This is a genomic window from Acinetobacter sp. ANC_7503 (assembly GCF_056780035.1).
Map to the genome: position 1 here is coordinate 702,338 of NZ_JBWYJA010000001.1, position 25,815 is coordinate 728,152.

The following is a 25,815-nucleotide window of genomic DNA, read 5'->3' on the forward strand; positions in this document are numbered from 1 at the left end:
TTTTGAATGTATTATTATTCTTCTGATGGTTGATCAGGCTCAGAAGTTTCAGCTGGTTCAGTATTCAAAATTTCTGAATCATCTAAAATTTCTAATTCTTCATCTTCAACAGCTTCAATCGCTTCAACACCAACCAATGTCTCGTTTTCACCTAAGCGGATTAAACGTACACCTTGTGCATTACGACCCGTCTGAGCAATTTCAGATGCACGAGTACGTACTAGCGTACCACCATCAGAAATCAGCATGACTTCTTTGCTGACATCGATCGCTACCGCACCAACTAGCTCACCATTACGATCAGATGTCTTGATCGCAATGACGCCTTTACCACCACGTTTCTTGGTCGGGAAGTCATCCACTGGCGTACGCTTACCGTAACCATTTGCTGAAGCACAAAGCACTTCACCTGTTTCCGGAACAACGACTAATGAAACAATACGGCTTAGGAAATTAGAATCCGTATCTTCATCTTCTGAATCTACATCATTATCTTCAATTTCTTCCGCTTGAGCCAATCCAATGGTGACACGCATACCACGTACACCTTTCGCAGATCGACCCATTGCACGTACATCAGTTTCTGCAAATCGAATCGCTTTACCTTCATTCGAGAACAACATAATTTGTTGTTCACCGTCAGTAATCGCAACACCAATTAAACGGTCGTCTCCAGCTAACTCGATTGCACGTAAACCATTTGAACGTACATTAGAGAACTGCTCAAGTTCAACTCGCTTGATCGTACCGTATTCAGTTGCCATAAAGACATAGAAGTTTTTACGTAAGTTTTCTGCAAGCTCAGCAAATTCAACTACTACTTCATCATCAAGATCTGTAGTTGATAATTCAACTCCTAACTCTTTCAGATGTGTACGCAATTCGTCCGATAGATCGTCACCATCTGCTAGATCAGCAAATGATTTTTCTAATGCATCATAGTGTGCAGCAATGATTTCGTTTTGCTGTAATTGAGCTTGATGAGATTTAACAAACTGACGGAAATCGGCTAGACGTTCTTTAAATTTCTTCGGTGCATCAATCACTGGCAGAATAGCAGTAATTGTCTCATTTTCATCTAATGGCAATAAGTTCACCATAGGACGACCTTTTGCACCACGAGAAGCTTGAGGCACTTCAAAAACTTTTAAGCGATAGACTTTACCGACATTGGTAAAGCATAAAACTGTTGCATGGTTAGATGTCACAATCAAATGTTGAATGTAATCATCTTCTTTCATAGACGTTGCTGATTTACCACGCCCACCACGACGTTGCGCAGCATAATCAGAAAGTGGCTGTGTTTTCGCATAGCCTGATTGAGAAACGGTTAAAACAACTTGTTCTTCTGGAATTAAATCCTCACGAGAGAAATCTACACGAGATTCTACAATCGCAGTACGACGCTCATCACCATATTGCTGAAGAATAAGTGCAAGTTCTTCACGAATCACATTCATCAACAATTCAAAATCATTAAGAATTGCTGTCAACTCTGCAATTTGTGCCAAAATTTCAGAATATTCTGCATGCAGCTTATCTTGTTCTAAACCAGTTAAACGATGCAAACGTAATTCTAAAATTGCACCCACTTGAGTTGGTGAGAGACGATAAATATTGCCAGATAATCCAAACGGTTTATTAGGATCTTCGCCTTCAATTTCATCTGGGCGAACAGAAACTGAACCTGCTTTTTCTAATAAAGCAACTACGCCACCTGCAGACCATTCTCCTGCTTGCAAACGTTCACGTGCTTCTTGCGGATTCGCAGAGGTTTTAATGGTTTCAATGATGGCATCAATATTTGCTAAAGCAACCGTTAAACCTTCCAAGATATGACCACGTTCACGTGCCTTACGTAATTCGAACATCGTACGACGTGTTACAACTTCTTGACGATGGCGAATGAAAGCAGCAATGATGTCCTTTAAATTCATCAGCTTTGGCTGGCCATTATCCAAGCAAACCATATTAATACTGAATGAATTTTGAAGCTGAGTATTTTGGAATAAATTATTAACAATTACTTCAGCGTTTTCGCCACGCTTTAAGTCAATTGCAATACGCATCCCTTCTTTATCAGATTCGTCGCGTAACTCTGAAATACCTTCGAGCTTCTTCTCTTTCACAAGTTCAGCAATACGTTCAATCGTTTTTGCTTTGTTCACTTGATATGGAATTTCAGTGAATACAATCGTCGTACGACCTGTTTTTTGGTCTTCTTCTAAATGGTACTTACCACGAATAAATAAACGACCTTTACCAGTACGGTAAGCATCAACAATACCCGATTTACCGTAAATGATACCGCCTGTAGGAAAGTCTGGACCCGAAATATGTTCCATCAATCCTTCAATACTGATATTCGGATTATTGGCATAGGCTAAGCACGCATTGACCACTTCAGTCATATTATGCGGCGCCATATTGGTTGCCATACCTACAGCAATACCCGTGACACCATTAATGAGTAAATTTGGCACACGAGTTGGCATAACTTGTGGGATACGCTCTGAACCGTCGTAGTTATCTTCCCACTCTACTGTATCTTTTTCTAAATCAGCTAACAGTTCATGCGTTAATTTACGCATACGCACTTCGGTATAACGCATCGCTGCTGCACTGTCACCATCAACAGAGCCGAAGTTACCCTGACCATCAACCAACTGATAACGTAAACTGAAATCTTGTGCCATACGAACGATTGTTTCGTATACAGCAGAGTCACCATGAGGGTGGTATTTACCGATTACATCACCAACGACACGCGCTGATTTTTTGTAAGCTTTGTTATAATCATTTCCAAGCTCATGCATCGCATAAAGAACACGGCGATGAACTGGCTTTAAACCATCTCTAACGTCTGGTAGTGCACGAGAGACAATGACACTCATAGCATAGTCGAGATATGAGCTCTTCAGTTCATCCTCAATGGCAATCGGTCGAATTTCCGATACGCTCATGCATACTCCTTATTACAAACAGCTTGAAGAAACTGCTCGATTTATATAATCAATCTTGCAAAAAATTAGCCCAAAATCTATGGAGCTAAATTCTAAAACTCAGCCGAAAATTATAGCACAAATCCGTATTTTTGTCCCTAAATTTTATGGATGATCTGTTTAATTTTATTCATAAAAATGACTAAATTTTCAACACAAAATTCTTAAACAGTATTGCCCTAAAATGAATGATAAAAATCACTTTTTTGCTACTTATACATAAAAAAGATCCTCGTAAGGATCTTTATAAATACATGAATATTCTTCAATGATGAAGTTCGCGCTTGTCCGCTTTCATTAAACTAAAAGAAATTGCAAATAAGCTTAAAATCAACGGAAACTCATACAGCTCTTCGAGTAAGCTTTCATTACTATTTTCTGTGAGCAGGAGCATCCCTATAAAGCGATGATGCTCTATCGCATCAGAAACAACGAGCCCAATCACAGCCAAAACAAAGGCCCAAACTGGGATAATAGCTGTCTTAAACTTGTTCACAATCTCTGTGCGTAATTTTTGGTTCAATAGTGGAAAAACCACAGACCCAATCAATACAATTGAGATACCTCGAAAATAGATTTTTGGGACATCAGGGAAATAATCTCGCCCCCAACTGGTACTACGACCAAACAATAAAACCCACCAGCAAACAGCCCAAAGCCAAAACTCTTTCTTACCTTCTCTAAGCTGTAAAGGCTTTATGTAAAAATAGCTAATAACTGCAAAGGACAACAATAAAAGAGCCTGTAAATTTTCAATCAGACGCACGTCTTCCATACCAAACACATTGAAATGGACTTGATTAAATAATGGAAAAATTAAACATGAGACCGCGATTAGAACAAGCGGTAATGTTATTCGGGTGTCGACCAGCAAAACACAAACTCCCTCATTAATACATTGAAAGTATGAATGAGCTTAAAAAATGATGGCGAATCATATCACAATTACAAAAAACATATAAAACGGTAAATTCTGATCCCTTGATGAGAATAATCTATAATTTTGTTTTATGAGATTTTTTTGATGATTAAATATAAAAATGCCCTGACCAAGTAAAATGAAATGAATCATTACTCGATCAGAGCATTAGTACAGCAATGCTGAATTAGATTTTAGAAACTAATTCTGGAACCACTGTATTTAAGTCACCTACTAACCAGTAGTCAGCTACTGCATTAATTGGAGCTTCTTCATCTTTGTTGATCGCAACGATCACCTTAGAATCTTTCATACCTGCCAAGTGCTGAATCGCACCAGAGATACCTACAGCAATATAAAGGTCTGGCGCAACGATTTTACCCGTTTGACCAACTTGCATATCGTTTGGAACGAAACCAGCATCTACTGCTGCACGAGATGCACCTTGAGCTGCACCAAGCTTATCAGCTAATGGATCAAGTACTTTATGGTAGTTCTCACCAGAACCTACACCACGTCCACCAGATACAACAATGCGAGCTGCTGTTAATTCTGGACGTTCTGATTTTACGATTTCTTCAGATACGAACTTAGAAATACCCGCATCACCAGTAGAAGTTGCAGCTTCAACCGCAGCAGATCCACCTTCAGCAGCAACTGCATCAAACGCTGTACCACGAACTGTACCAACAACAACTGATTCACCAGACTCTACAGTTGCAATCGCGTTACCAGCATAAATTGGACGCTTGAAAGTTTTAGGACTATCAACTGCAATAATGTCAGTAATCATACTTACATCAAGAAGTGCTGCAGCACGTGGAAGTACGTTTTTGCCCGTCGTTGTAGACGCCGCAAGAATGTGTGAATAACCTGTACCAATTGAAGCAACAAGCTTCGCTACATTTTCAGCCAATTGGTTTGCATATGCAGCATCGTCAGCTAAAAGAACTTTGCTTACACCAGCAACTTTAGCGGCTTCATCAGCAACTGCTTGAGCGCCTGAACCAGCAACTAATACAGTGATATCACCACCGATTTTTTGAGCCGCAGCTACAACGTTTAAAGTTGCACCGTTAAGTGCTTTGTTGTCGTGCTCAGCGATTACTAAAATACTCATGATTTTTATCCTTCTGTATTAGATCACTTTCGCTTCATTTTTTAGTTTTTCAACAAGCTCATCAACAGACTTCACTTGAACACCAGCTTTACGTTCAGCAGGCGCTTCAACTTTAACAGTCTTAAGCTTAGTTGCAGGATTAACACCAAAATCTGCAGGAGATTTAGTATCAAGCGGTTTCTTACGTGCTTTCATGATGTTTGGTAGAGCAGCATAACGTGGCTCATTCAAACGTAAATCAGTCGTAATGATCGCTGGAAGTGCTAGTTCAACAGTTTGTAAACCACCGTCGATTTCACGAGTCACTTGTACTTTATCGCCTTCAACTTTAACTTCTGAAGCAAATGTACCTTGACCAGCACCAAGTAATGCACCAAGCATCTGACCAACTTGGTTAGAGTCGTCATCAATTGCTTGTTTACCAAGAAGGATAAGTTGTGGCTGTTCAGCGTCTACAACGCCTTTAAGAATCTTCGCAACTTCTAAAGCACCAAGTTGGCTGTCATCAGCTTCAACTAGGATACCGCGGTCTGCACCAAGCGCCATTGCAGAACGGATTTGTTCTTGCGCTTCTTTAGGACCAATAGAAACAACAACGATTTCTGAAACAGTTCCTTTTTCTTTTAAGCGAACCGCTTCTTCCACTGCGATTTCACAGAATGGGTTAATTGACATTTTAACGTTAGTAAGGTCAACCCCACTATTGTCCGGCTTTACGCGAACTTTAACGTTGGCATCAACCACACGTTTTACAGCAACAAGAGCCTTCATGTAATCCTCGGCTGTTTTAACAGAAGTAAATATTCAGAAAAGTTATAATAACTCTTCATTTAAAATTTTTAGGTGTCCTATCTTGCAATGTGTTTGGCATTTCGGTCAAGTCACAATTCACAAAACTGCTGTAAAAAAGCGTAATTTTCGTTGAACGGAGCGTTCACAAAATTATTTTGTTAATAAATTTGTCAGCTTTTCAATATTTTTTGTAAAAAATTAAACTTTGATTTTTAATATTTTTTTAATTTATTAACTACATCAGTTGAATTGATGCTGTAGACTCTTATTTTACGTTGAAAAGCGTTGGCGTGAGTCACCAAATTTGAGGTAAAAAATGTCATAACAGACAGCAAAAATTACAATAACAGCTATTCTTTTTGAGTATAATTTAACCAAAGTTAAATCTATTTGAATAGAAAGCGCAAACATTAGTTTGCGCTTTTTTAATGTTAATTCACAATGAGCCATGTTGCTGCCAATGAAAGCATCACTCCCGAACCACCATCAATCCATTTTTGACGTTTTTCATTTATCCCTGTTTTCTGTGTCAAAAATGCAAATACAAAACTCAATGATGAATAAATAATTAAGCATAATCCAATGAAGATTAGGGATAAGACAATCCCCTGTCCCATAATCGAAGAGGTATGCTGGTTAATAAATTGAGGCAAAATCGCAAAATAAATAAGCATACCTTTAGGATTAAGTAAGGATGTTATAAAACCGCGTCGAATCGGACTAATGACCTGACTTTGTTTAATTTCAATATTTTTGTGATTAAGCGCAGATCGAATCAAATTAAATGCCAAATAAAGCAAATAACAGATTCCTAACCATTTGATCGTTTCAAAAATAATAGGGAAAGAAATAATGATAGCCGCAATACCCACAACGACTAAAAAAGAATGGACGAAATAACCCAAACACACCCCTAAAGTCGCCATAACGCCTGCTTTCGCATTTTTACCCATTACCTGTGACAGAATAAATAACATATCCGGACCAGGCGTAAAAATAAGAGGGATAACTGTCAAAGCAAATAACCAATAGGTAGACATTTTCTTTCTTCCATCATTAATGAAAATGAAAAAAAAGTATCTTCGAATTTACATAAAATAGGATTTCAAATATTCTATTTATTCTTTAATTTTTAGAATTTAATTCTAATATATGAAAATAATATCTAAATCAATTTCAGTTAAATTAGATCGTATCGATAAAAGTATCATTCATGAACTTCAAACCAACGGTCGAATTCAAAATAATGATTTAGCCAAAGAGATTGGCTTATCACCATCCTCTTGTTTAAGACGCGTAAAAATTCTCGAAGATGCTGGAGTCATCCAGCAATACACAACCATTGTTGATCCTCAAAAAATCGGATTACAACTTATTCTATTTTCGCGTATTTGGTTGGTGGGACAAGACGCTGAAACCATCGATACTTTTATTGAAGCGATGAAAGAACTCCCTCAAGTCATGGAGTGCTATATTATTTTGGGCGAATGTGATGCGATGTTAAAAGTTGTCGTACCTGATTTGGAGAACTATCGTAAATTTCAGTCAGAACACTTAACCAAAAAAAATGGGATTACCAGTGTGAAAACGGATTTACCCAGTCAAATCATTAAACAAAGCTATCAACTGCCCCTGCAATCAATTTAATACCATTAAGCAATCGATCCGACTGACTTTTTAGATCGGACCGATTATCCATTTTGATCAAGTTAAAAAGTTAAATCTTCAATGCTTTAAGTTTTTTCAACCTCGATTTTTTCATTCAAAATTTTTTCTAAAAGTACATGCTGATCCACTGATTCACTCAATTTAGGATCACAAATTTTGAGTCTTCGTTTCAGCTCTTCCTGTAAATACAATTGATCCTCAAGCTCCAATTCAGTTTGACTAAGTTGCTGCGCAAAATATCGAATCACACCTTCAAGTCGTTGATTTTGCTTCAATATAACGTATGCATAACCCAATACAAGCCCTTTGAAAATTTCCTGATAAGGCTTACCACGTTGAAAATTGTATGCCAATGAAGATAGTACCCGCTCACCAAAACCTAACTTACGATATGGGTCTCGCGCCACTCGATCACATGGGTCTTTATAAGCCGTCTCACAAGAGTCGATAAAACTCTTTGCCAATAGTTCTAAATTTTCTTTTCGATGTGGTAGTAGATCCTTTAATCCAACTTTAACCTCATGGAGTACTGCCAACATAAATTTAGAAATTTGCTCATCAGACAGTGCAATCCCGATCGTTTCATATTGTCGAAAACTTGCAGCCCATGCTGTCATTGCATGCACACCATTCCACATGCGATTTTTGATTAACTGTATCTCTTCAATCTCTTCAACCAGAATCATTTGGCGCATTTTTGCCAATAAAGGACTGTTATTTTCCACATAAAGTGGCATATCTGTTTCGGCATGAAATAAGATCAATTCTAGATTTTGTAGAATATGCGCCGATTTGAATTTTTCGTATAGATCGTCAATATACTGAGTAGCCAATTGTTCTTGTTCAGCATTTAAACGCGTCCCTTCATCCACATCCGTCACGTCTAAATCATGCTCATGCTGCACATGTCTAAAAATATTGTATTTGATTTTTAACTGTCTAAATAGTTTTTGATCTGTAATTTTAGCTACCATTCGATTGACTACTGTATCGCAAAAATAGTGCTGCGACATGATGATATTGACTGTCTTCGCATCCGTAATTTCATGCAAAGCACTACAAATCTGTTGTTCAATTAATGATTTTGCGCCTACTTTGTTTAAAACAATTAAAACTGTTAGAGGATTCAACTGTTCTTCAAAATGGATATAACGCGCATACAACCCTTGAGCAATGGTTTTAGCCTCTTGCTCGATTGCCTTTTCAGGTAAACACAGTGCAATTAAACTTGATTCAATATACATGTGCTGCATCATTTCAATATTTGATGCATCTATGACGGTTATATTGTCTATTCGCTCGTCATGAGAGTGTTGCCCATAACGAATACTGTAACCACCAAAAGTATTCACACTATTTCTATAGAGTGAATTCCGCGTTGAAGCATAGATTTGTTTTGGTCGAGTATATCCATCCCAATGAGACAATACTTGGGCAATATAGCCACCACCTATTGCCCCAAAACCATGTATCCCCACGACATGCTGATTTAAAGTCTGAGGAAAAGAGTCAAATAGAGCAGGCATTTTTAATTTTGGTGTAAATTGATTCAAATCTTCCAGAAAATCATGCATGCTTTCGTAAAAGAAATTCGCTTTTTCGAGCATGGTTGAATTAGGTTCTTTGATATCTTGAAGTAATACCGATAATCCACCCGCTTCAAACGCCGACATCACTCCATTTTCTGAGTCTTCAAACATTAAACATAAAGTTGGATCAATGTTCAGTTGCTCAGCAGCTTTTAAGAAAATTTCTGGGTGTGGTTTTCCATTATCAACCTCATCGCCGCATACGATAATGTCGAAAAACTTATATACATTGGCATTGATTAAATACTCTTCAGCTATTTCACGTCGACTCGAAGTTGCTACTGCCATTTTCAGATTGGACTTTCTTAAACGTTCAAGAACTTGCATGAGTCCAAATTTAATCGGCACTCCGTATTTTCTTACATGCTCAAGTTCTAGCTGATCTGCTCGCTTTCTGATTTCCGCATACGGTACTTCTTGACCATATTGCTGATTTGCCAGTTTTTCGGCACTACGAGCACTTAAACCCAAACAAGATAATAAATAGGCGTCTGTAAATTCGACACCAATGAGTTCTAATGATGCTTGCTTCAACGTTTGAAAACGAAGTCGCTCCGTATCAAACATTGTGCCATCCATATCAAAAATGGCGGCATGGATATTATTTTCATGAAATTTAATCATTTACCCCTCTCCAAAAAAATTCAAAATTACTAGACAAGTGTAAAGAATTTGACTGAATCGAATGAGCAGAATAAATATATGAAACAAAATTGAACGTTATTTAATCAATAATTTTATCTTTATGTATTGAGTTGTTGGAAACAGGTAAATTTAATTTTCTATAAAGTAACAGAGCTAAAATTATTAGCTCTGTTTTTTAAATGATTTTTTTCAAACTTGATTGAGCGCCGCCAAGTAATCACGATGGACGTGACTCAATTCAATAATAGGATATTGTTCTAGTTCAAAAATTTTCCAAACTTCAATAAAGTCTTCTTTCAAATCAACTCCTTGATCTGCAATAGGTCTTTCTTGCCATTGCTGATCAGAAATCCACAAATAAGTCTTAGATGTTATTGGATCAATCGCTTGGATTTTTCCTTCAGTATTAATACCCTGCACATAGGCATTGTTAGGTAGAGCGGCCTCAATCATCGGTAAATTGATTTCCACAAAATGTTTCACCTGACGTAAACCATAACCTGCAAAAATGTCTTTTTGTGCTGAAGAGAGTTGCTGATACTTTTGATCAATATTGTCAATCATGGCTTGACCTAATCATTCCTGCAAAATATTTTTTAATTTGTATACAACTTAAATCCATCTATTAAAGTTATACCTTAAAAATCGTATTAAAAAAAATCAATTCGAAAAATATAAGCTAAAGTTTAAGGGAAAATTATTTTTAAAAGCGCAGCTTTCAAAAGCTCAATCCCAACAATACATTATTTTTCAAATAATTTTATTCGCATTAAATTAACGCATTTTATTTATATCAATGGTTATTAGCTATTTTCTGGAGCATAAAACTGTAAATTTCATTTATTTTTAGAGTGGCACATTCATTGCTTAACCAGTTTGAACTTAATCTGGGGAATGCACATGATCACATTTAAAAAAACTCTGCTTGTTGTCACGATAGCAACTTTCTTAACAGCCTGTGGTGACAATGAAAGTAGCACAAATAATTCTAACACGCCGCCTCCTGTCCCGTTTAATCCTGTAGAAGCAACCATTAGTGATTTGCATAACTCGATTTTAAGCAAAGGTTCATCTTGTGTTGATGTTGTGCAAGGATATTTAAATCGTATATCAGCTTACGATCGACAAGGTCCAGAGCTCAATAGCATTATTTCTTTAAACCCAAATGCACTTAAAGAAGCAGAAGTGCTCGACCAACAATTTGCAAAAAATTCGAAACTTTCAGGACCTCTTCACTGTGTCACTGTACTCGCTAAAGACAATATTGATGCTGTAGATATGGCGAACACAGCAGGTTCTGTAGCATTAAAAGATAATTTTCCACATGATGATGCCTATATCATAAAAAATATCAAAGAAAATGGCGGAATCATTTTAGGAAAAGCCAATCTTGATGAGTTCGCTTTCGGCTTTGGTGGAAAATCAACTCTAGGTGATCAAACTAAAAATGTGTATGACTTAAGTAAAGGCCCAGGTGGTTCATCATCAGGAACTGGCGCTGCCATATCTGCAAGTTTTGCAATGGTGGGAATAGGAACTGATACGGGAGGGTCAATTCGTGTGCCTTCATCAGTACAGGGTCTTGTCGGTTTACGACCATCTTTACGTCTTTTGAGCCAAGATGGAATTATTCCACTGGCACCAACTCAAGATACTGCTGGACCAATGTGTAGACAAGCTATTGACTGTGCAAAATTAATGGATGCAATGATCGGATTCGATAGCTCATTAAGTTCAAATCAACGTAGTGAATTTGCACGTACTTCTCCTCTTCTAAAATCAGAGTCTGCTTACCGCGAATTGATTAATCAACCGAATAGCTACGTTCCTCATGACACTGTAAGTCTTGAAGGAAAGCGTATTGGTATAGTACAAGCCCTTTACCCTTCCGAAGGTTCAACCACTCAACAGAAAGAAGACTACAATCTCGTTAAAGAAGCAATGGATAACGCAATTACTAAACTTGAAGAGGCTGGAGCAACTGTAGAAATAGTTACAATAAGTGATCTAAATACAATTTTGACACGTTATTCGAGTCTTTCAAGTGCTGAATTTAAAATATCACTTACAGAGTATTTAAAGACCACAAGAAGTATTTACCAATCGTATGAAGATTTACTCGCTAGTGGACTAATGATCCGTAACTTCAGCGGCTATAATTCTGATCCAACAAGTGCTTCATATATTGAGAATTATGAGCGCAACACCACTGAAAGAAGTCCATTCGTGCGCTTACGCATGAACAGCGCTTTAAATAATGTTGAACTAGATGGTACTCGTAAAGGCGTACAATACGACGCTTTAGCCTACCCTTCTATTACTGGGTTTGCTGGCAATTTAGGAAGTAGCCCGACCACAGGCACCAATAATCGCCTAAGTCCTTTTAGTGGTTTTCCTGCATTATCTATGCCTGCTAAATCAGTGAACTCAAGTCGCAGTAGTTATCCTATGAATGTTAACATCGAGTTTATTGCTCGTGAATTTGATGAGCCGACTTTATTTGAAATCGCAGTCGCATTCCAAAAAGTGAATCCCGCACGTATGATACCTATACACACACCAGCACTTTAAACAGATAACTTTATCATTCAGTACAGTATTAAGTATATTCAATATACTTAATACTGAGGATTAAGATTTTTGGGCTCTAGGGTGAGCTTTATCGTAGACTTGAGCCAAACGATCAAAGTCTAACTGAGTATAAATTTGTGTCGTAGATAGATTACTATGACCTAGCATTTCTTGAACTGCTCGTAAATCACCACTGTTTGAAAGCAGATGACTAGCAAAACAGTGTCGCAATAAGTGAGGATGTAAATCCACATTTACGCCCGCTCTCTGTGCTTGCAATTTGACTCGATTTTCAATCTGTCGATTGGTCAATCGATTCCCTTTTTTAGTAATAAAAACTGGGGAATCCAATTCAATGTCTCCACACCAGATACGATGGACTTTGAGCCATTCAATTAAACCTGTTTTCGCTTTCAAACCAAAAGGAACAACCCGAGTTTTATTTCCCTTACCCGTAATTCGAAGTAATTGTCGTGTAAAATCGATATCTCGAATATTCAATCCTTGTACTTCGGCTAATCGTAAACCACTTGAATAAAGCAGCTCCAAAATAGCTTTATCTCTTAACCACAAGAGATGATCTTGAGAGGATTCAGGTGCCCGTTGATCCAAGATTTGCTGAATCGTTTCGACATCAACCATACCCGGCAAAGGCCTTGGCTGTCTTTTTAACTTAAAATCATGAATGGGATTATTCGATACATATTTCCCTTCCACAGCCCATTTCATGAATTGACGAATGGCTGTTAAATGACGTTGTAAGCTTGCACTGTTGAGTTGATGTTGTTCAACCTTATAAGCCATATATTCTCGTAAATCAGATGCTTCAACTTGATTTAATTCAATTTTCTTTTCATAACAAAAGTCAATAAAACCAGACACATCACGGAAATACGCCTCAAGCGTATGCTCAGATTGATTTTGAATCTTTCTCTCTTTCAACCACATTGACAGCAATTGCATTGCGCCATATTGCATTTGGCTTTCTCTCTATTGAATCGATGTCTAATCATCAATACTCGTGGGCATTCCAACAAATCATAAAGTAAAAAGCCCTGAATTTCAGGGCTTTTTACTCAGGAAATAAGTTTTATTGAAAATAACGTAGATCCAAACGACCTTCATAAACCGTTGCAGTTGGACCAGTCATCCAAACTACATCTCCCTCTTTCCATTCAATCAGCAATTTACCGCCGGCAAGTTCGATTTCCACATTGCTAGACAATAAACCACGGCGCATACCTGAGACAGCAGCAGCACATGCACCTGTACCACAAGCCAATGTTTCTCCCACACCACGTTCAAAAACTCGTAATCGAGCATGTTTTTCATCAACGATCTGCATAAATCCAGCATTTACACGCTCAGGAAAACGTTCGTGAGATTCCACTTGAGGGCCTATTTTAGCAACATCAGCAGTTAACACGTCTGGCACAATGGTCACTGCATGCGGATTTCCCATATTGACCACATCGATGCTGATCGTCTCATTATCCGCTAAAGCTAAATCATATAAAGCAGCAGGCGCTTCTGCTAAAAATGGGATTTGGTTCGGTAAGAACTTCGGATACCCCATATTCACACGAACCCATCCATTCGCACCCAACTCAGGCTCGACAATCCCCGCCTTTGTTTGCACTTTGAATTTAGTTTTATTGGTTAAATGACGATCATGAACAAATTTGGCAAAACAACGAACGCCATTGCCGCATTGCTCAACTTCAGAACCATCCGCATTAAAAATGCGATATTTGAAATCAACGTTTGGATGATCTGGTGTTTCAACAACTAATAACTGATCAAAACCGATGCCAAAATTACGGTCAGCCAACCGGCGAATCATGACAGGATCTAGATAAGCACGTTGGCTGATTAAATCAACCACCATGAAGTCATTACCTAGACCATGCATTTTAGTAAATTCTAGCAACATCTATTGTCTCCTTAAGGCAATAAGGACTCACGTTCCCACAGAGACTCAATCGTTTCACGTTGACGAATTAAGTGTGCTTGATCACCGTCAACCATCACCTCTGCTGCACGACCTCGGCTGTTGTAATTTGAACTCATCACAAAACCATAAGCACCTGCACCCAAAACAGCTAAATGATCGTTCGCTTGAATCGCAAGTTCACGCTCTTTACCGATGAAGTCACCTGTTTCACAGATCGCACCAACCACATCCCAAACTTTTTTCTCAGTTTTCGAATTTTGATTAACCTCTTGGATATCCATCCAAGCTTCGTACAAAGAAGGACGAATCAAGTCATTCATTGCTGCATCAACAATTGCAAAATTGCGATGATTGGTTGGTTTTAAAAGATCAACTTTCGTCACCAATACGCCAGCATTCGCCGAAATACTACGCCCTGGCTCCATATACACTTTAAGTCCAAGTTTTTCTAATGCAGGACGTAAAGCATTTGCATATTCTTCAACTGTCGGTGGAACTTCATCTTTATAAGTCACACCAAGACCACCACCAATATCAATATGTTTGAGGTTGATCCCTAATTTTTTCAATGCTTCAATCATGTTCATGACACGATCAAGTGCATCAACAAAAGGTTGAGTTTCAGTCAATTGTGAACCAATATGACAATCAATTCCTACGATATCTAAGTGACTTAAACTTGCTGCATACTGATAAGTTTCATATACCGAATCAGAAGGAATACCAAATTTATTTTCTTTAAGACCAGTCGAGATATATGGATGTGTTTTGGCATCAACATCTGGATTTACCCGAAGTGAAATTGGAGCTTTTACATTAAGTTCTGCTGCAACTTTTTGAATACGGTCAAGCTCTGCATATGATTCCACATTAAAACAAGCAATACCCACTTCTAATGCTTGACGAATGTCAGCTTCAGACTTGCCCAAACCAGAGAAGACTATTTTAGAAGCGTCACCACCTGCGCGTAAAACACGTGCTAATTCACCACCAGTCACGATATCAAACCCGCAACCAAGTTTCGCCAACACATTTAGAACAGCGATATTTGAGTTTGACTTCACTGCAAAACAAATTTGGTGATCGATAAAATTAAAAGCACGATCCATATCCAAATAATGTTTTTCAAAAGTTGCTTTTGAATAAACATAAAGTGGTGTACCAAATTGCTGAGCAAGTTGATCCAATGAACATTGTTCTGCGTGCAAAACCCCTTGAATGCGAGGGAAACTCATGGATGTATCCTTTCTAAATTGCGCTGGAGAAAAAAAATAAATGAATATTAATCTTGAGTAGGTACAGCATCTGCTTTAGGTTCAGCTTGATCCTGACTTGGGCGATCACTGTTTTTATAAATTAAATATTGTGCTCGCTTGTCATAGTTTGGATCACTGGGTAGTTGTAATGCACCAGTCTGACCACATCCAGCCAAAATTGAAACAACGGCTGCACTGATAACTCCGATCAAAATACGCATACCTACACCTATCAGTAAAATTTATAGAAGTATACCTTGATCATCTAATTCACCAAAGTATTTAACGCAACAGAAATAAAAAAACGCCAGTTTTTACTGACGTTTCTTTTGACTTAAATTGCAAATCATTTATAAGTTTTTATTTTTTCTTATAAAAACCAAAATAACCAATGATCAGAATAACAAACCAAATCGGGCTCACCATCAATGCACGGCGAGTATCATCTTCTAAAGCCAATACTCCAATCATACCAATAAAGAATATAGCAACAATCGCACATGTCACCAATCCACCTGGTAGTTTAAATTTCGATTTGGCATGAAGTTCTGGGCGTGTTTTGTAATAGACCACATAACTCCAAATGATCATCAACCATACACAAATAAATAAAATGGTGGAAAGTGTTGTCGCTAAAGTAAATGCTTCCACCGTATTCGGTACGAAGTATTGCAGTGCTGCCCCTAGTAACAAACATACTGCTGAGAAATACAAGGCATTCGCTGGCACAGCTCGCTTATTCAGTCTTCCAAACGCTTCAGGAGCTTGAGTCTCGCGCGACAAGCCAAACAGCATGCGGCTGGTTGAGAATACGCCACTGTTCATCGATGACATCACTGAAGACAATACAACCAAATTCATAATAATAGCAGCGGCTGCAATACCTGCTTGACTAAACAAGTTTACAAATGGGGAAATATTCGGATCAATCTTATTCCATGGTGTAACCGACATCACCACCAGCAACGACAAAACATAGAAAATAATGATTCGAATAGGAATCGAGTTGACAGCTTTCGGCAAGTTCGTTTCAGGATCTTTAGTTTCAGCTGCGGTTGTACCCACCAGTTCTACACCCACAAAAGCAAAAATTGCGATTTGGAAGCCTGCCAAGAAACCGATTGCACCTGTTGGGAAGATCCCGCCGTTTGACCAAATATTGCTAAATGCTGCGATTTCACCTGATGTAGAAGTGAAACCTGTAAATATCATCCAAAAGCCAACGCCAATTAAAACCACAATTGCGATAATCTTGATTAAAGCAAACCAGAATTCTAATTCACCAAACAGTTTCACTGTAACAAGATTCAATCCCATAATAAATACGATTGCAGCGATGCTAATCATTACCCCTTCTTCAGGGCTAAAAGGCATCCCATTATTGAAGAACTGAAGGTAATAAATGATCGCCGATAAATCTGCAATACCGATGGTGATCCAACACAGCCAGTAGGTCCAGCCCACAAAGTAACCTGCCCATGGTCCAATTAAATCCGTGGCGAAATCTATAAACGACTTATATTGCAAATTTGAAAGCAACAATTCGCCTAGTGCTCGCATCACTAAAAAAACCATGAAACCGATGATCATGTAAATTACAAGAATTGAAGGACCAGCTAGGCTAATTGTTTTCCCAGAGCCCATGAACAAACCTGTTCCAATTGCGCCTCCAATTGCAATTAACTGCAAATGTCGATTGGATAGACTTCGTTGTAATTCACCATTTTGCTGAGGCGAATTTATATTTTGATCTGACATTTTCAAATTCACCAAATATATTAATCGGCACAACTTAACTTAAAAAAATCAGATTTCAAAAAGAAAATTAGCACGATCAATATTTTCTAATTAGTTTAAAGTATTAATTCATTTTTCTTATATATCACCAGAATGATCAATTATTCATCATATTTATTTATCTTATTTTGAGTAAAATATTGAAAATCTTGTTGTTATATGTAAAAAATATAAGTGCAAAAAATAATCAAAAGGAATGATGTGTTTGATCGCACAAAAGTATGGCATATCCCTTGCTTGATCATGCATGTAAAAAACAATCAGGAAAATAAGAAGGTAATTTATGCAAGAAATACAATCAATCATGGAAACACTCAGCGGCTTAGTCTGGGGACCTTATATGCTGGTGCTGATTGTTGGGACAGGTGTTTTCTTAACATTCCGTCTACTTTTTTGGCAATTCAGGATGCTTCCATTAGCATTCAAACAAGTGTTTGGGAAACACCCCGATAAAAAAGACTCGGGAGATATCTCACAGTTTGCCTCACTCATGACTGCACTTTCAGCCACGATTGGTACAGGTAACATCGCAGGGGTAGCGACAGCTTGTGTGCTGGGTGGTCCAGGTGCTGTCTTCTGGATGTGGATGACTGCATTTTTCGGTATGGCAACCAAATACGGTGAAGGTGTTCTGGCAGTCAAATATCGTGTAAAAAATGAAAAAGGTGAAATGTCTGGTGGTCCAATGTACTACATTGAACGAGGACTTGGTGCAAAATGGAAGTGGCTCGCTGTCCTCTTCGCATTATTTGGTACATTGGCATCCTTTGGTATTGGTAGCTCAGTTCAATCAAACACAGTGGCATTAGCAGTAGAAAATAGTTTGGGTATAAGCACGCTCACCACTGCCATCATTATTACGATTTTATCTGCTTTGGTGATTTTAGGTGGCATCAAATCTATTTCGAAAGCATCCTCAATTATTGTTCCTGTCATGGCCTTGGGTTATATCATCGGCGGCTTAATTATTATTTTGAATAATTTAGAATTGGTATTACCAGCTCTTAAAATGATTATCACCTATGCTTTTACAGGCGAGGCAGCAGCAGGTGGAGCAATCGGTGCAGCGATTCGTTACGGTGTTGCCCGTGGTGTATTTTCAAACGAAGCTGGTATGGGCTCTGCTCCAATTGCAGCGGCAGCAGCTAAAACTGATCACCCTGCCCGTCAAGGCCTAGTTTCAATGACAGGTACATTCATTGATACGATTATTGTGTGCTCAATTACGGGTATTGTTCTTGTTATGGGTTTCATCATGGCAGGACAAAGTTTCGGTGATCAAACTGGGGCTGTTTTGACCATTAGTGTTTTTGACAAATTACTACCAGGATTTGGGGGCTGGGTTGTTACGTTCGGAATCATCTTTTTTGCTTATTCAACTATTTTAGGTTGGAGTTATTATGGTGAAAAGTGTTGCACCTATTTACTGGGTGAAAAGTCAGTATTTATCTATCGTCTCATTTATATTGCTTCGGTATTTGTAGGCTGTGTCGTCACACTTGATTTAGTTTGGCTTTTCGCAGACACCTTCAATGGTTTAATGGCAGCACCAAACTTAATTGCCTTATTATTACTTTCTGGAGTTATTGCAAAAGAATCTAAAGATTTTATTGAACGACGAAAATCTGGTGAGCTTTATTAAACCAATTAATAGAATCAAACCAAAAAAAAGCCTCATTGATGAGGCTTTTTTTGTCTTTTCACGAAAATTTCTGATCGTTCAAATTTTGTTTTTCATCTTGATCCTTTGCAATTTCTTCCGCAACCTCCAAGCTCAACACAAGAAATAGAACATGTTCAATTTTCATATTGCCCTGTTCATCTTCAAGATAATTTTAAACCAGCTGATACTGCTTATTTTGCTCATCAAAAGGAATATCTAGATATAGGTCACCCAGATAGCTGTCAATTTCATCCTCACCAGACAAACCTAAACATGACACAAATTCAATTTCATGTTGTTCAAGCCACGCAATCACATAATCTCGAAATACTTTCTTCGTCATTCTGATTATCAGTATAGTTCTCAAAATGAATAAACAGCACATCACGCTGTATTTCGCGTGCAATGGCATCAATATGTTGAGCGTACAAACGCATATCAAATAACTCAGTCAATTCTTGATATGAGTATAAATCAATTCATGATTGCTTTAATTTAATATCTCGTTAAAGCACACGGCATGACTTATCTTATTGTTTTAAAATTTGATCAATATTTTTTTGTTTTCGTGACCTTTACTCAGTATGCTCAGCATATAGAAATTCAAAAAAACTATATCAAGTTATGGCTAAAGCAAAAAGTGTATATCGCTGTGAACAATGTGGCGCAGATCATCCTAAATGGGCAGGTCAATGCTCAGAATGCGGAGAATGGAACAGTTTAGTTGAAGTCACCATTGCCCCTGCGATTACGCATCGTGCAAATCCAAAAATTGCAGGTGGTTATGCTGGTCAAGCAGCATCAATCACTACATTGAATCAAGTTTCAGTTTCTCACGAAACACGTTTAGCAACAGGGATTGGAGAGTTTGATCGCGTTTTAGGCGGAGGGCTTGTTACTGGTTCAGTTGTACTGATCGGTGGTGACCCTGGTATTGGTAAATCAACAATTCTTTTGCAGACGGCAACCCATATGGCTGCAGCGAAAAGTTCCGCCCTATATGTCACTGGTGAGGAATCTTTATCTCAAGTTGCATTACGTGCCAATCGTTTGGATCTTCCAACTGATCAATTAAAAGTGATGGCTGAGACGTGCGTAGAGCGTATTTGCGAAGTATTAGCGCATGAACGACCTGCTGTCGCGATCTTAGACTCGATTCAAACTTTATACACTGAAACCTTACAGTCTGCGCCAGGCGGCGTTTCTCAAATTCGAGAATCTGCAGCCCTTCTGACACGTTTTGCGAAGAACAGCGGAACAGCTTTATTTATTGTGGGTCATGTAACCAAAGAAGGTGCTTTAGCTGGCCCTCGTGTTTTAGAACACATGGTCGATTGCGTACTTTATTTTGAAGGTCAATCTGATTCACGTTATCGAATGATTCGAGCTGTTAAAAATCGTTTTGGTGCAGTCAATGAACTCGGTGTTTTTGGGATGACCGATAAAGGGCTTAGAGAGGTTGCCAATCCCTCAGCCATCTTTCTTAGCCGATATGATGAAGCGATTCCTGGTTCTATCGTCATGATTAGTCGAGAAGGCACACGTCCACTCTTAGTTGAAGTGCAAGCCCTAGTAGATGACGCACATGGACAACCTCGTCGTGTTGCCTTGGGTCTTGAGCAAAACCGTTTGAATATGCTACTCGCCGTCATGCACCGACATGGTGGTGTTCAAACTTCAGGTCAAGACGTATATGTGAATGTTGTTGGTGGCTTAAAAATTACTGAAACAGGTTCAGATCTCGCCGTCTTATTGGCTTGTGCTTCAAGTTTGAGAGCAAAAGCACTCCCTCAGCAATTGGCTGTATTTGGCGAGGTGGGTTTATCGGGAGAGATTCGTCCCGTACCTAACGGGCAGGAACGTTTGAAGGAAGCAATTAAGCACGGGTTTAAATATATTATTGTGCCTAGAGCGAATGCACCACAAAAGGATATTCCTGGTGTTCGCATTATCGCCGTTGCCCGTCTACATGAAGCTTTAACTGAAGCGATGAGCTTAGCGGATGAACATTAATTCAGCTGATCAATTTATTTAACTATACACTGTGTATGAATACTGAAAAAAATTAAGGTTTAAGTTGAAATTTAAGCCAAAAGACTGCATAAATACAGTGTGAAATTAACTTTTTAAAATAGGAATTTTAGATGGAAGTTCGACAGCGTAGTTTAGTTGCGGGTATTTTAATGGCGACACTCATGGTAGCGCCTTTTGCAGAAGCAAAACGTGCTGGTGGTGGTAAAAGCCATGGTATGAGCCGTTCTGCTGCTCCAACCCAATCATATCAGCAACCACGTCAAGCTACTCCTGCCCAACAACCTGCTGCTCCAGCGACTGCACCTCAAAAGTCTGGTCCTGGTGTGGGTGGTATGGTCGCTGCTGGTGTTGCTGGTGCTGCAATTGGTGCAGTCGCAGCAAATGCTTTAGCAGATGATGATACTGTTCCAGCTAGTCAAGCAGAAGTTGCTGCACAACCTGAGGAAGAAGGTGGTATCCCAAGTTGGGTTTGGTTGTTGATTATTGCTGCTGCTGCGTTCTTCATCTTCCGTAAATTCGGAGCAAAAAAAAAATTAGCGGCTAACAACCCTTATGCACCAAACAGTTCAGGTCCACAATCTGCACCGTTTGGTCAAACTGCTGCACCTCGCCCTTCAGTGTCTAATGACAATACCAATATTTTTGGTCAATCTGTGGGCGGTGGCACAGCTGCATCTCAAGCGCCATTTGGTCAAGCACAACAAGCTCCTTTTGGTGCAGCAACAATGTCTAGTGGAAGTCAGCTACCTGACGGAACTGAACCAGCTGCTTTCTTACGCATTGCACGCCAACGCTTCAACCATATTCAATCAATGAATACGGCAAGTAATATTGCTGAGATTCAACGTTATTTGACGCCTGATCTTTATCAATCGATGTATAACGATATTATGGGTAACCAAGATCAAGACGTAGCTGAGTTTTCAAATCTGAATGCTATGGTTGTTGATTCTGCGACTGAAAATGGTCAATACGTTGTCAGCGTTCGTTTCACGGGTACGGTAAGTGAAGACTTAAATAGCCTTCCACAACCGTTTGCTGAAGTTTGGCATTTCGTTAAACCAGCAGGTTCTAGTCAAGATTGGTTGGTTGCGGGTATTCAACAGGAAAGCTAATTTTATTCTCAAAAAAAAGCCAGTGAACCACTGGCTTTTTTTGTTTCGTACACTGTTTAATCATTGTTGAGTGAATTCAATTTTGCATGTGTTAAAACTCTATCTCACCGTCACTTAGGAATGCATGACCGTATTTAATTATTAAATAGCAGATTTATTCAGATTCATTCAAAGGTATGAAACAATATAGAATCTAAGAATTATAAAAAAGCCCCATATTACTGGGGCTTGTTAATTTAACGACGAGGTAATGGAATATACTGGCTATTACGATCGCTGGTTTCAGCTGGTCGTTCACCAATAACCACTTCAGTATTGATGCTCTTACCTTCACGTAAAATCTCAATTTTTGCAGAGGTATTCGGTGATTGCATTGCAACATAATTAATCAATTGTGATGGATTGTTGATCTCCTGATCATTTACTTTCATGATCCGATCACCGACTTTAATCTTAGCTTTATCTGCAGGACCAGACTCATAGACGCTGCTCACAATTACACCCTTCTCACGAGGTTGTAATACATCGGGTTGCGTCGGATTCGCCAAACCAATACCTAGCCACCCTCGAATTACTCTGCCTTCTTTTAATATTGAATTCAGAACTTGCTGGCAGACTTTAGCAGGAATAGCAAAACCAATTCCTAAAGAACCACCCGATTGCGAGAAAATTGCAGTATTAATCCCAATCAAATTACCTGCAACATCAATGAGTGCTCCCCCAGAATTACCTGGATTAATAGCAGCATCGGTTTGAATAAAATCTTCATAGAAATTTATACCCAATCCCGAACGTTCTGTCGCAGATATGATCCCTTGCGTAACTGTTTGTCCCACGCCAAATGGATTACCAATTGCGAGTACAACATCTCCAACTTCATTTCCACTCAGTTTGAAAGGAAGCACTGGCAGTTTGTCCATTTCGATTTTAATGACTGCTAAATCCGTATCAGGATCTGTTCCAATTACTTTGGCTTCTGCTCGACGACCATCATACAAAGCCACAACAATCTGGTCAGCCTGTGCAATCACATGATTATTAGTCAGAATATAACCATCAGGTCGAACAATCACCCCCGAACCCAAACTATTTTCATTTGGTTCTTGTCCAAAACGTTCAGGTAATTGACCACCAAAAAATTCTCTAAAAACAGGATCATTTAAAATCGGATGATCCACTTTTTTTACAGTTTGTGTTGTAAAAATATTAACGACTGCAGGTGCTGCGACCTTTACCGCAGCATTGTATGACACTACTCCCCCAGAACGTGTCGTATCCACCAAAGGTTCTACTTTTTCAGCTGGCATTTTATATCCATCAGCTGCTATTTGAGGCTTTGGTTGATTTAGTTTTTGCCATGTGACAAAACTAATAATGACAATGATGAGTAACACCCATGGTAACCATGTAAAGGACCGGCGCACTTTAATATCCTCTGAGAATTTTAATTTATTGATGACAAAAGTATTTTATGACTGCATATTGTAATCAAAAAAAATTTATATACCTAAAATTGTGAAAATAGTTTTGTTCGGCTTTAGTTAAGATTAAAAATATGCTTTGATCTTTATATTTTCACAGACTTAAGAACATTATGGCAAAGCTAAACGACATTATCCAATGGTGTGATCAGACCCTAAAAGCCAATGAATTTAAAGATTACGCTCCCAATGGTCTGCAAATCGAAGGTAAAACAGAAGTAAAGCGAATTGTTTGTGCTGTATCGGCTTCTCAATCAGCTATTGATGCTGCAATCGAGCTGCAAGCTGATGTTTTATTGGTTCACCATGGCTATTTTTGGAAAGGTGAGCCATCTCCGATTACAGGAATACGTGGCAAGCGAATTAAATCACTCATTCAACATGATATTTCACTATTAGCTTATCATTTACCTCTCGATAGCCACCCTAGCTTGGGAAATAATGCTGCGATAGCAGATTTACTTCATCTTGATCAAATTGAAGCACTTGATCCGAGTGAACGTCATCCCATTGGAAATATCGGCTATTTAAAAAATGCAATGACACCAGATGAGTTCAAAGCTTTTGTGTCACAACAACTTAATTATGATGCGATACATTTGATGGCTGATAAACCAAGTATTCAAAAAGTTGGATTTTGTACTGGCGGTGCTCAAGACTTTATCACTAAAGCTGCCGAACAAAATTGCGATGCTTATATTTCAGGTGAAGTCAGTGAGCGTACCTTTTATCAAGCTTTAGAATTAGATGTGCATTATTACGCATGTGGACATCATGCGACTGAACGTTATGGTGTTCAACGACTAGGTCAAGCAATTTGTGAACAATTTGGTCTTGAATATCATTACGTTGAACTCAATAATCCTATTTAAATTGATTTAACCACACGTTTTAAATTGGAGTGAGCTTATACGTATTAATTCACGCTTTATTCTGTATTCTTATTTATAAGTAATGCGCAAAATATGGTGAGAATCTATTACAATAAGTGCACTTCGATGTAAAACCCAGCACAATGCAAGGAACTTAAAACATGACAACGATTACTTTACCAGCTCTTCCGTACGGTTACGAAGATCTTGCTCCACACATCAGCAAAGAAACTTTAGAATACCACCACGACAAACACCACAATACTTATGTTGTTAATTTAAACAACCTAATTGCAGGTACTGATCTTGAAGGTAAAACGCTTGAAGAAATCATCAAAGCTTCTGCTGGTGATGCTTCTAAAGCGGGTATCTTCAACAACGCAGCACAAGTTTGGAACCACACATTCTACTGGAACTGTATGGCTAAAAACGGTGGTGGTAAAGCGACTGGTGCTTTAGCTGCTAAAATTGACGAAGCTTTCGGTTCTTACGAAAAATTTGCTGAAGAATTTGCTGCTGCTGCTACAACTCAATTCGGTTCAGGTTGGGCTTGGTTAGTTGCTGATGAAGTAAATGGTAAACTTTCTATCATGAAAACTTCAAATGCTGATACTCCACTTGCTCATGGTAAAGTAGCTGTATTAACGATCGATGTTTGGGAACATGCTTACTACATCGACTTCCGTAACGCTCGTCCTAAGTATATTTCTACTTTCTTAGAAAGCTTAGTGAACTGGGATTACGCTAACGCGAAATATGCTGGTCAAGAAGCTGGCGTAGAAAAATAAGATTCAACCGTCTTATTACGTTTAAAAAACCATCCTTTTAGGATGGTTTTTTTGTTATTTACATCAATTTGAGTATTAATAAATCAAACTATTCATTTCTTTACAATAATTGGTTGACGACTAGTAATTTCAACCCTAAAATGCGCATCAGATTCTCCAATAGCTCAGTCGGTAGAGCGACGGACTGTTAATCCGCAGGTCCCTGGTTCGAGCCCAGGTTGGAGAGCCAATCTAATCTCCCATAGCTCAGTCGGTAGAGCGACGGACTGTTAATCCGCAGGTCCCTGGTTCGAGCCCAGGTGGGAGAGCCAAGATTCTAAAAACCCAAGCATAATGACTTGGGTTTTTTTATCCCTAAATTTCTGATTTGCTATAGAATTATTCTAATTTTCTAAAAAAGTCTAAAAATGAATACACCTTGGCTTAAATCACTGATTTTCTGGTCTCTACTTGTTGGCAGTCTCATCTTTATATTTCAATGCACTCAGAAATCTGAACATAATAAAATAGCCCCTACACTTATGTATGAACGTTTGTATCACTGTACTT

General features: G+C 38.6%; 21 protein-coding genes and 2 tRNA genes. 9 read left to right on the forward strand and 14 right to left on the reverse strand.

Features of this window, described 5'->3' with window-relative positions:
- Window positions 1-14 precede the first annotated feature (14 nt).
- From gyrA to AC1M9M_RS03505, 5 genes are all read right to left on the reverse strand, one after another.
- Window positions 15-2,963, reverse strand: a complete 2,949-nt coding sequence (gene gyrA / locus AC1M9M_RS03485; protein ID WP_481595619.1) for a DNA gyrase subunit A — start codon at window positions 2,961-2,963, stop codon at window positions 15-17.
- 304 nt (window positions 2,964-3,267) lie between these two features.
- Window positions 3,268-3,777 (reverse strand): hypothetical protein, encoded by a 510-nt coding sequence (locus AC1M9M_RS03490; RefSeq protein ID WP_481595620.1) that lies wholly within the window; start codon window positions 3,775-3,777, stop codon window positions 3,268-3,270.
- Between the two features lie 331 nt (window positions 3,778-4,108).
- Complete coding sequence (locus AC1M9M_RS03495; protein ID WP_481588522.1) at window positions 4,109-5,041, reverse strand: FAD-binding protein; 933 nt, start codon at window positions 5,039-5,041, stop codon at window positions 4,109-4,111.
- Between the two features lie 18 nt (window positions 5,042-5,059).
- A complete protein-coding gene (locus tag AC1M9M_RS03500) occupies window positions 5,060-5,812 on the reverse strand; it encodes an electron transfer flavoprotein subunit beta/FixA family protein (RefSeq protein WP_035266425.1) in 753 nt (250 codons plus the stop codon).
- Between the two features lie 452 nt (window positions 5,813-6,264).
- Complete coding sequence (locus AC1M9M_RS03505) at window positions 6,265-6,873, reverse strand: LysE family translocator (RefSeq protein WP_035266421.1); 609 nt, start codon at window positions 6,871-6,873, stop codon at window positions 6,265-6,267.
- 112 nt (window positions 6,874-6,985) lie between these two features.
- Between AC1M9M_RS03505 and AC1M9M_RS03510 the strand changes: the two genes are divergently transcribed.
- Window positions 6,986-7,480, forward strand: a complete 495-nt coding sequence (locus tag AC1M9M_RS03510) for an Lrp/AsnC family transcriptional regulator (RefSeq protein ID WP_092765973.1) — start codon at window positions 6,986-6,988, stop codon at window positions 7,478-7,480.
- An 86-nt stretch (window positions 7,481-7,566) separates the two neighbouring features.
- Here the strand turns inward: AC1M9M_RS03510 and mtlD are convergent, their stop codons facing one another.
- Both mtlD and AC1M9M_RS03520 read right to left on the reverse strand, forming a co-directional pair.
- A complete protein-coding gene (gene mtlD / locus AC1M9M_RS03515) occupies window positions 7,567-9,714 on the reverse strand; it encodes a bifunctional mannitol-1-phosphate dehydrogenase/phosphatase (RefSeq protein ID WP_481595621.1) in 2,148 nt (715 codons plus the stop codon).
- A gap of 210 nt (window positions 9,715-9,924) precedes the next feature.
- On the reverse strand, window positions 9,925-10,299 hold the full coding sequence (locus tag AC1M9M_RS03520; RefSeq protein WP_481595622.1) for a hypothetical protein: 375 nt from the start codon (window positions 10,297-10,299) through the stop codon (window positions 9,925-9,927).
- Between the two features lie 336 nt (window positions 10,300-10,635).
- Here AC1M9M_RS03520 and AC1M9M_RS03525 point away from each other — a divergent pair, with 336 nt between their 5' ends.
- Window positions 10,636-12,306, forward strand: coding sequence for an amidase (locus AC1M9M_RS03525; protein ID WP_481595623.1), 1,671 nt, complete (start codon window positions 10,636-10,638; stop codon window positions 12,304-12,306).
- A gap of 60 nt (window positions 12,307-12,366) precedes the next feature.
- Here the strand turns inward: AC1M9M_RS03525 and AC1M9M_RS03530 are convergent, their stop codons facing one another.
- The 5 genes from AC1M9M_RS03530 to AC1M9M_RS03550 all read right to left on the reverse strand — a co-directional run bounded on the left by AC1M9M_RS03530 (window position 12,367) and on the right by AC1M9M_RS03550 (window position 17,274).
- Window positions 12,367-13,284, reverse strand: a complete 918-nt coding sequence (locus AC1M9M_RS03530) for a tyrosine recombinase XerC (RefSeq protein ID WP_481595624.1) — start codon at window positions 13,282-13,284, stop codon at window positions 12,367-12,369.
- Window positions 13,285-13,396: 112 nt separating this feature from the next.
- Window positions 13,397-14,239 (reverse strand): diaminopimelate epimerase, encoded by an 843-nt coding sequence (dapF, locus tag AC1M9M_RS03535; protein WP_092765969.1) that lies wholly within the window; start codon window positions 14,237-14,239, stop codon window positions 13,397-13,399.
- A gap of 11 nt (window positions 14,240-14,250) precedes the next feature.
- Window positions 14,251-15,495, reverse strand: coding sequence for a diaminopimelate decarboxylase (lysA, locus tag AC1M9M_RS03540; RefSeq protein WP_481595625.1), 1,245 nt, complete (start codon window positions 15,493-15,495; stop codon window positions 14,251-14,253).
- Window positions 15,496-15,542: 47 nt separating this feature from the next.
- Window positions 15,543-15,737 carry an LPS translocon maturation chaperone LptM gene (gene lptM, locus AC1M9M_RS03545; RefSeq protein ID WP_035267033.1) on the reverse strand — a complete coding sequence of 65 codons (195 nt, stop codon included), beginning with the start codon at window positions 15,735-15,737 and terminating at the stop codon, window positions 15,543-15,545.
- Between the two features lie 139 nt (window positions 15,738-15,876).
- The gene (locus tag AC1M9M_RS03550; RefSeq protein ID WP_481595626.1) at window positions 15,877-17,274 is read right to left on the reverse strand and encodes an amino acid permease; all 1,398 of its coding nucleotides are present in this window, start codon (window positions 17,272-17,274) and stop codon (window positions 15,877-15,879) included.
- A 322-nt stretch (window positions 17,275-17,596) separates the two neighbouring features.
- Between AC1M9M_RS03550 and AC1M9M_RS03555 the strand changes: the two genes are divergently transcribed.
- Window positions 17,597-18,955, forward strand: a complete 1,359-nt coding sequence (locus AC1M9M_RS03555; RefSeq protein ID WP_481595627.1) for an alanine/glycine:cation symporter family protein — start codon at window positions 17,597-17,599, stop codon at window positions 18,953-18,955.
- A 193-nt stretch (window positions 18,956-19,148) separates the two neighbouring features.
- Here the strand turns inward: AC1M9M_RS03555 and AC1M9M_RS03560 are convergent, their stop codons facing one another.
- Window positions 19,149-19,319, reverse strand: coding sequence for a hypothetical protein (locus tag AC1M9M_RS03560; RefSeq protein ID WP_481595628.1), 171 nt, complete (start codon window positions 19,317-19,319; stop codon window positions 19,149-19,151).
- Between the two features lie 281 nt (window positions 19,320-19,600).
- Here AC1M9M_RS03560 and radA point away from each other — a divergent pair, with 281 nt between their 5' ends.
- The gene (gene radA / locus AC1M9M_RS03565) at window positions 19,601-20,989 is read left to right on the forward strand and encodes a DNA repair protein RadA (RefSeq protein WP_035267023.1); all 1,389 of its coding nucleotides are present in this window, start codon (window positions 19,601-19,603) and stop codon (window positions 20,987-20,989) included.
- Window positions 20,990-21,120: 131 nt separating this feature from the next.
- Window positions 21,121-22,125 carry a Tim44 domain-containing protein gene (locus AC1M9M_RS03570; protein WP_481595629.1) on the forward strand — a complete coding sequence of 335 codons (1,005 nt, stop codon included), beginning with the start codon at window positions 21,121-21,123 and terminating at the stop codon, window positions 22,123-22,125.
- A 236-nt stretch (window positions 22,126-22,361) separates the two neighbouring features.
- Here AC1M9M_RS03570 and AC1M9M_RS03575 read toward each other — a convergent pair whose 3' ends face one another.
- The gene (locus tag AC1M9M_RS03575; protein WP_180028696.1) at window positions 22,362-23,549 is read right to left on the reverse strand and encodes a trypsin-like peptidase domain-containing protein; all 1,188 of its coding nucleotides are present in this window, start codon (window positions 23,547-23,549) and stop codon (window positions 22,362-22,364) included.
- 170 nt (window positions 23,550-23,719) lie between these two features.
- On the opposite strand from AC1M9M_RS03575, the gene AC1M9M_RS03580 reads away from it, so the two are divergent.
- From AC1M9M_RS03580 to AC1M9M_RS03595, 4 genes are all read left to right on the forward strand, one after another.
- Entirely contained in the window at window positions 23,720-24,478 is a 759-nt protein-coding gene (locus AC1M9M_RS03580; RefSeq protein WP_481595630.1) for a Nif3-like dinuclear metal center hexameric protein, read from the forward strand.
- 161 nt (window positions 24,479-24,639) lie between these two features.
- A complete protein-coding gene (locus AC1M9M_RS03585) occupies window positions 24,640-25,266 on the forward strand; it encodes a superoxide dismutase (protein ID WP_092765960.1) in 627 nt (208 codons plus the stop codon).
- Between the two features lie 153 nt (window positions 25,267-25,419).
- Window positions 25,420-25,495: transfer RNA gene (locus tag AC1M9M_RS03590), tRNA-Asn, on the forward strand.
- 6 nt (window positions 25,496-25,501) lie between these two features.
- Window positions 25,502-25,577: transfer RNA gene (locus AC1M9M_RS03595), tRNA-Asn, on the forward strand.
- Window positions 25,578-25,815 lie beyond the last annotated feature (238 nt).

Excerpts from the sequence above, each read along its gene's own strand:
- gyrA (WP_481595619.1), bottom strand. The coding sequence starts at position 2,963 with ATGAGCGTATCGGAAATTCGACCGATTGCCATTGAGGATGAACTGAAG.
- AC1M9M_RS03490 (WP_481595620.1), bottom strand. The coding sequence starts at position 3,777 with ATGGAAGACGTGCGTCTGATTGAAAATTTACAGGCTCTTTTATTGTTG.
- AC1M9M_RS03495 (WP_481588522.1), bottom strand. The coding sequence starts at position 5,041 with ATGAGTATTTTAGTAATCGCTGAGCACGACAACAAAGCACTTAACGGT.
- AC1M9M_RS03500 (WP_035266425.1), bottom strand. The coding sequence starts at position 5,812 with ATGAAGGCTCTTGTTGCTGTAAAACGTGTGGTTGATGCCAACGTTAAA.
- AC1M9M_RS03505 (WP_035266421.1), bottom strand. The coding sequence starts at position 6,873 with ATGTCTACCTATTGGTTATTTGCTTTGACAGTTATCCCTCTTATTTTT.
- AC1M9M_RS03510 (WP_092765973.1), top strand. The coding sequence starts at position 6,986 with ATGAAAATAATATCTAAATCAATTTCAGTTAAATTAGATCGTATCGAT.
- mtlD (WP_481595621.1), bottom strand. The coding sequence starts at position 9,714 with ATGATTAAATTTCATGAAAATAATATCCATGCCGCCATTTTTGATATG.
- AC1M9M_RS03520 (WP_481595622.1), bottom strand. The coding sequence starts at position 10,299 with ATGATTGACAATATTGATCAAAAGTATCAGCAACTCTCTTCAGCACAA.
- AC1M9M_RS03525 (WP_481595623.1), top strand. The coding sequence starts at position 10,636 with ATGATCACATTTAAAAAAACTCTGCTTGTTGTCACGATAGCAACTTTC.
- AC1M9M_RS03530 (WP_481595624.1), bottom strand. The coding sequence starts at position 13,284 with ATGCAATATGGCGCAATGCAATTGCTGTCAATGTGGTTGAAAGAGAGA.
- dapF (WP_092765969.1), bottom strand. The coding sequence starts at position 14,239 with ATGTTGCTAGAATTTACTAAAATGCATGGTCTAGGTAATGACTTCATG.
- lysA (WP_481595625.1), bottom strand. The coding sequence starts at position 15,495 with ATGAGTTTCCCTCGCATTCAAGGGGTTTTGCACGCAGAACAATGTTCA.
- lptM (WP_035267033.1), bottom strand. The coding sequence starts at position 15,737 with ATGCGTATTTTGATCGGAGTTATCAGTGCAGCCGTTGTTTCAATTTTG.
- AC1M9M_RS03550 (WP_481595626.1), bottom strand. The coding sequence starts at position 17,274 with ATGTCAGATCAAAATATAAATTCGCCTCAGCAAAATGGTGAATTACAA.
- AC1M9M_RS03555 (WP_481595627.1), top strand. The coding sequence starts at position 17,597 with ATGCAAGAAATACAATCAATCATGGAAACACTCAGCGGCTTAGTCTGG.
- AC1M9M_RS03560 (WP_481595628.1), bottom strand. The coding sequence starts at position 19,319 with ATGACGAAGAAAGTATTTCGAGATTATGTGATTGCGTGGCTTGAACAA.
- radA (WP_035267023.1), top strand. The coding sequence starts at position 19,601 with ATGGCTAAAGCAAAAAGTGTATATCGCTGTGAACAATGTGGCGCAGAT.
- AC1M9M_RS03570 (WP_481595629.1), top strand. The coding sequence starts at position 21,121 with ATGGAAGTTCGACAGCGTAGTTTAGTTGCGGGTATTTTAATGGCGACA.
- AC1M9M_RS03580 (WP_481595630.1), top strand. The coding sequence starts at position 23,720 with ATGGCAAAGCTAAACGACATTATCCAATGGTGTGATCAGACCCTAAAA.
- AC1M9M_RS03585 (WP_092765960.1), top strand. The coding sequence starts at position 24,640 with ATGACAACGATTACTTTACCAGCTCTTCCGTACGGTTACGAAGATCTT.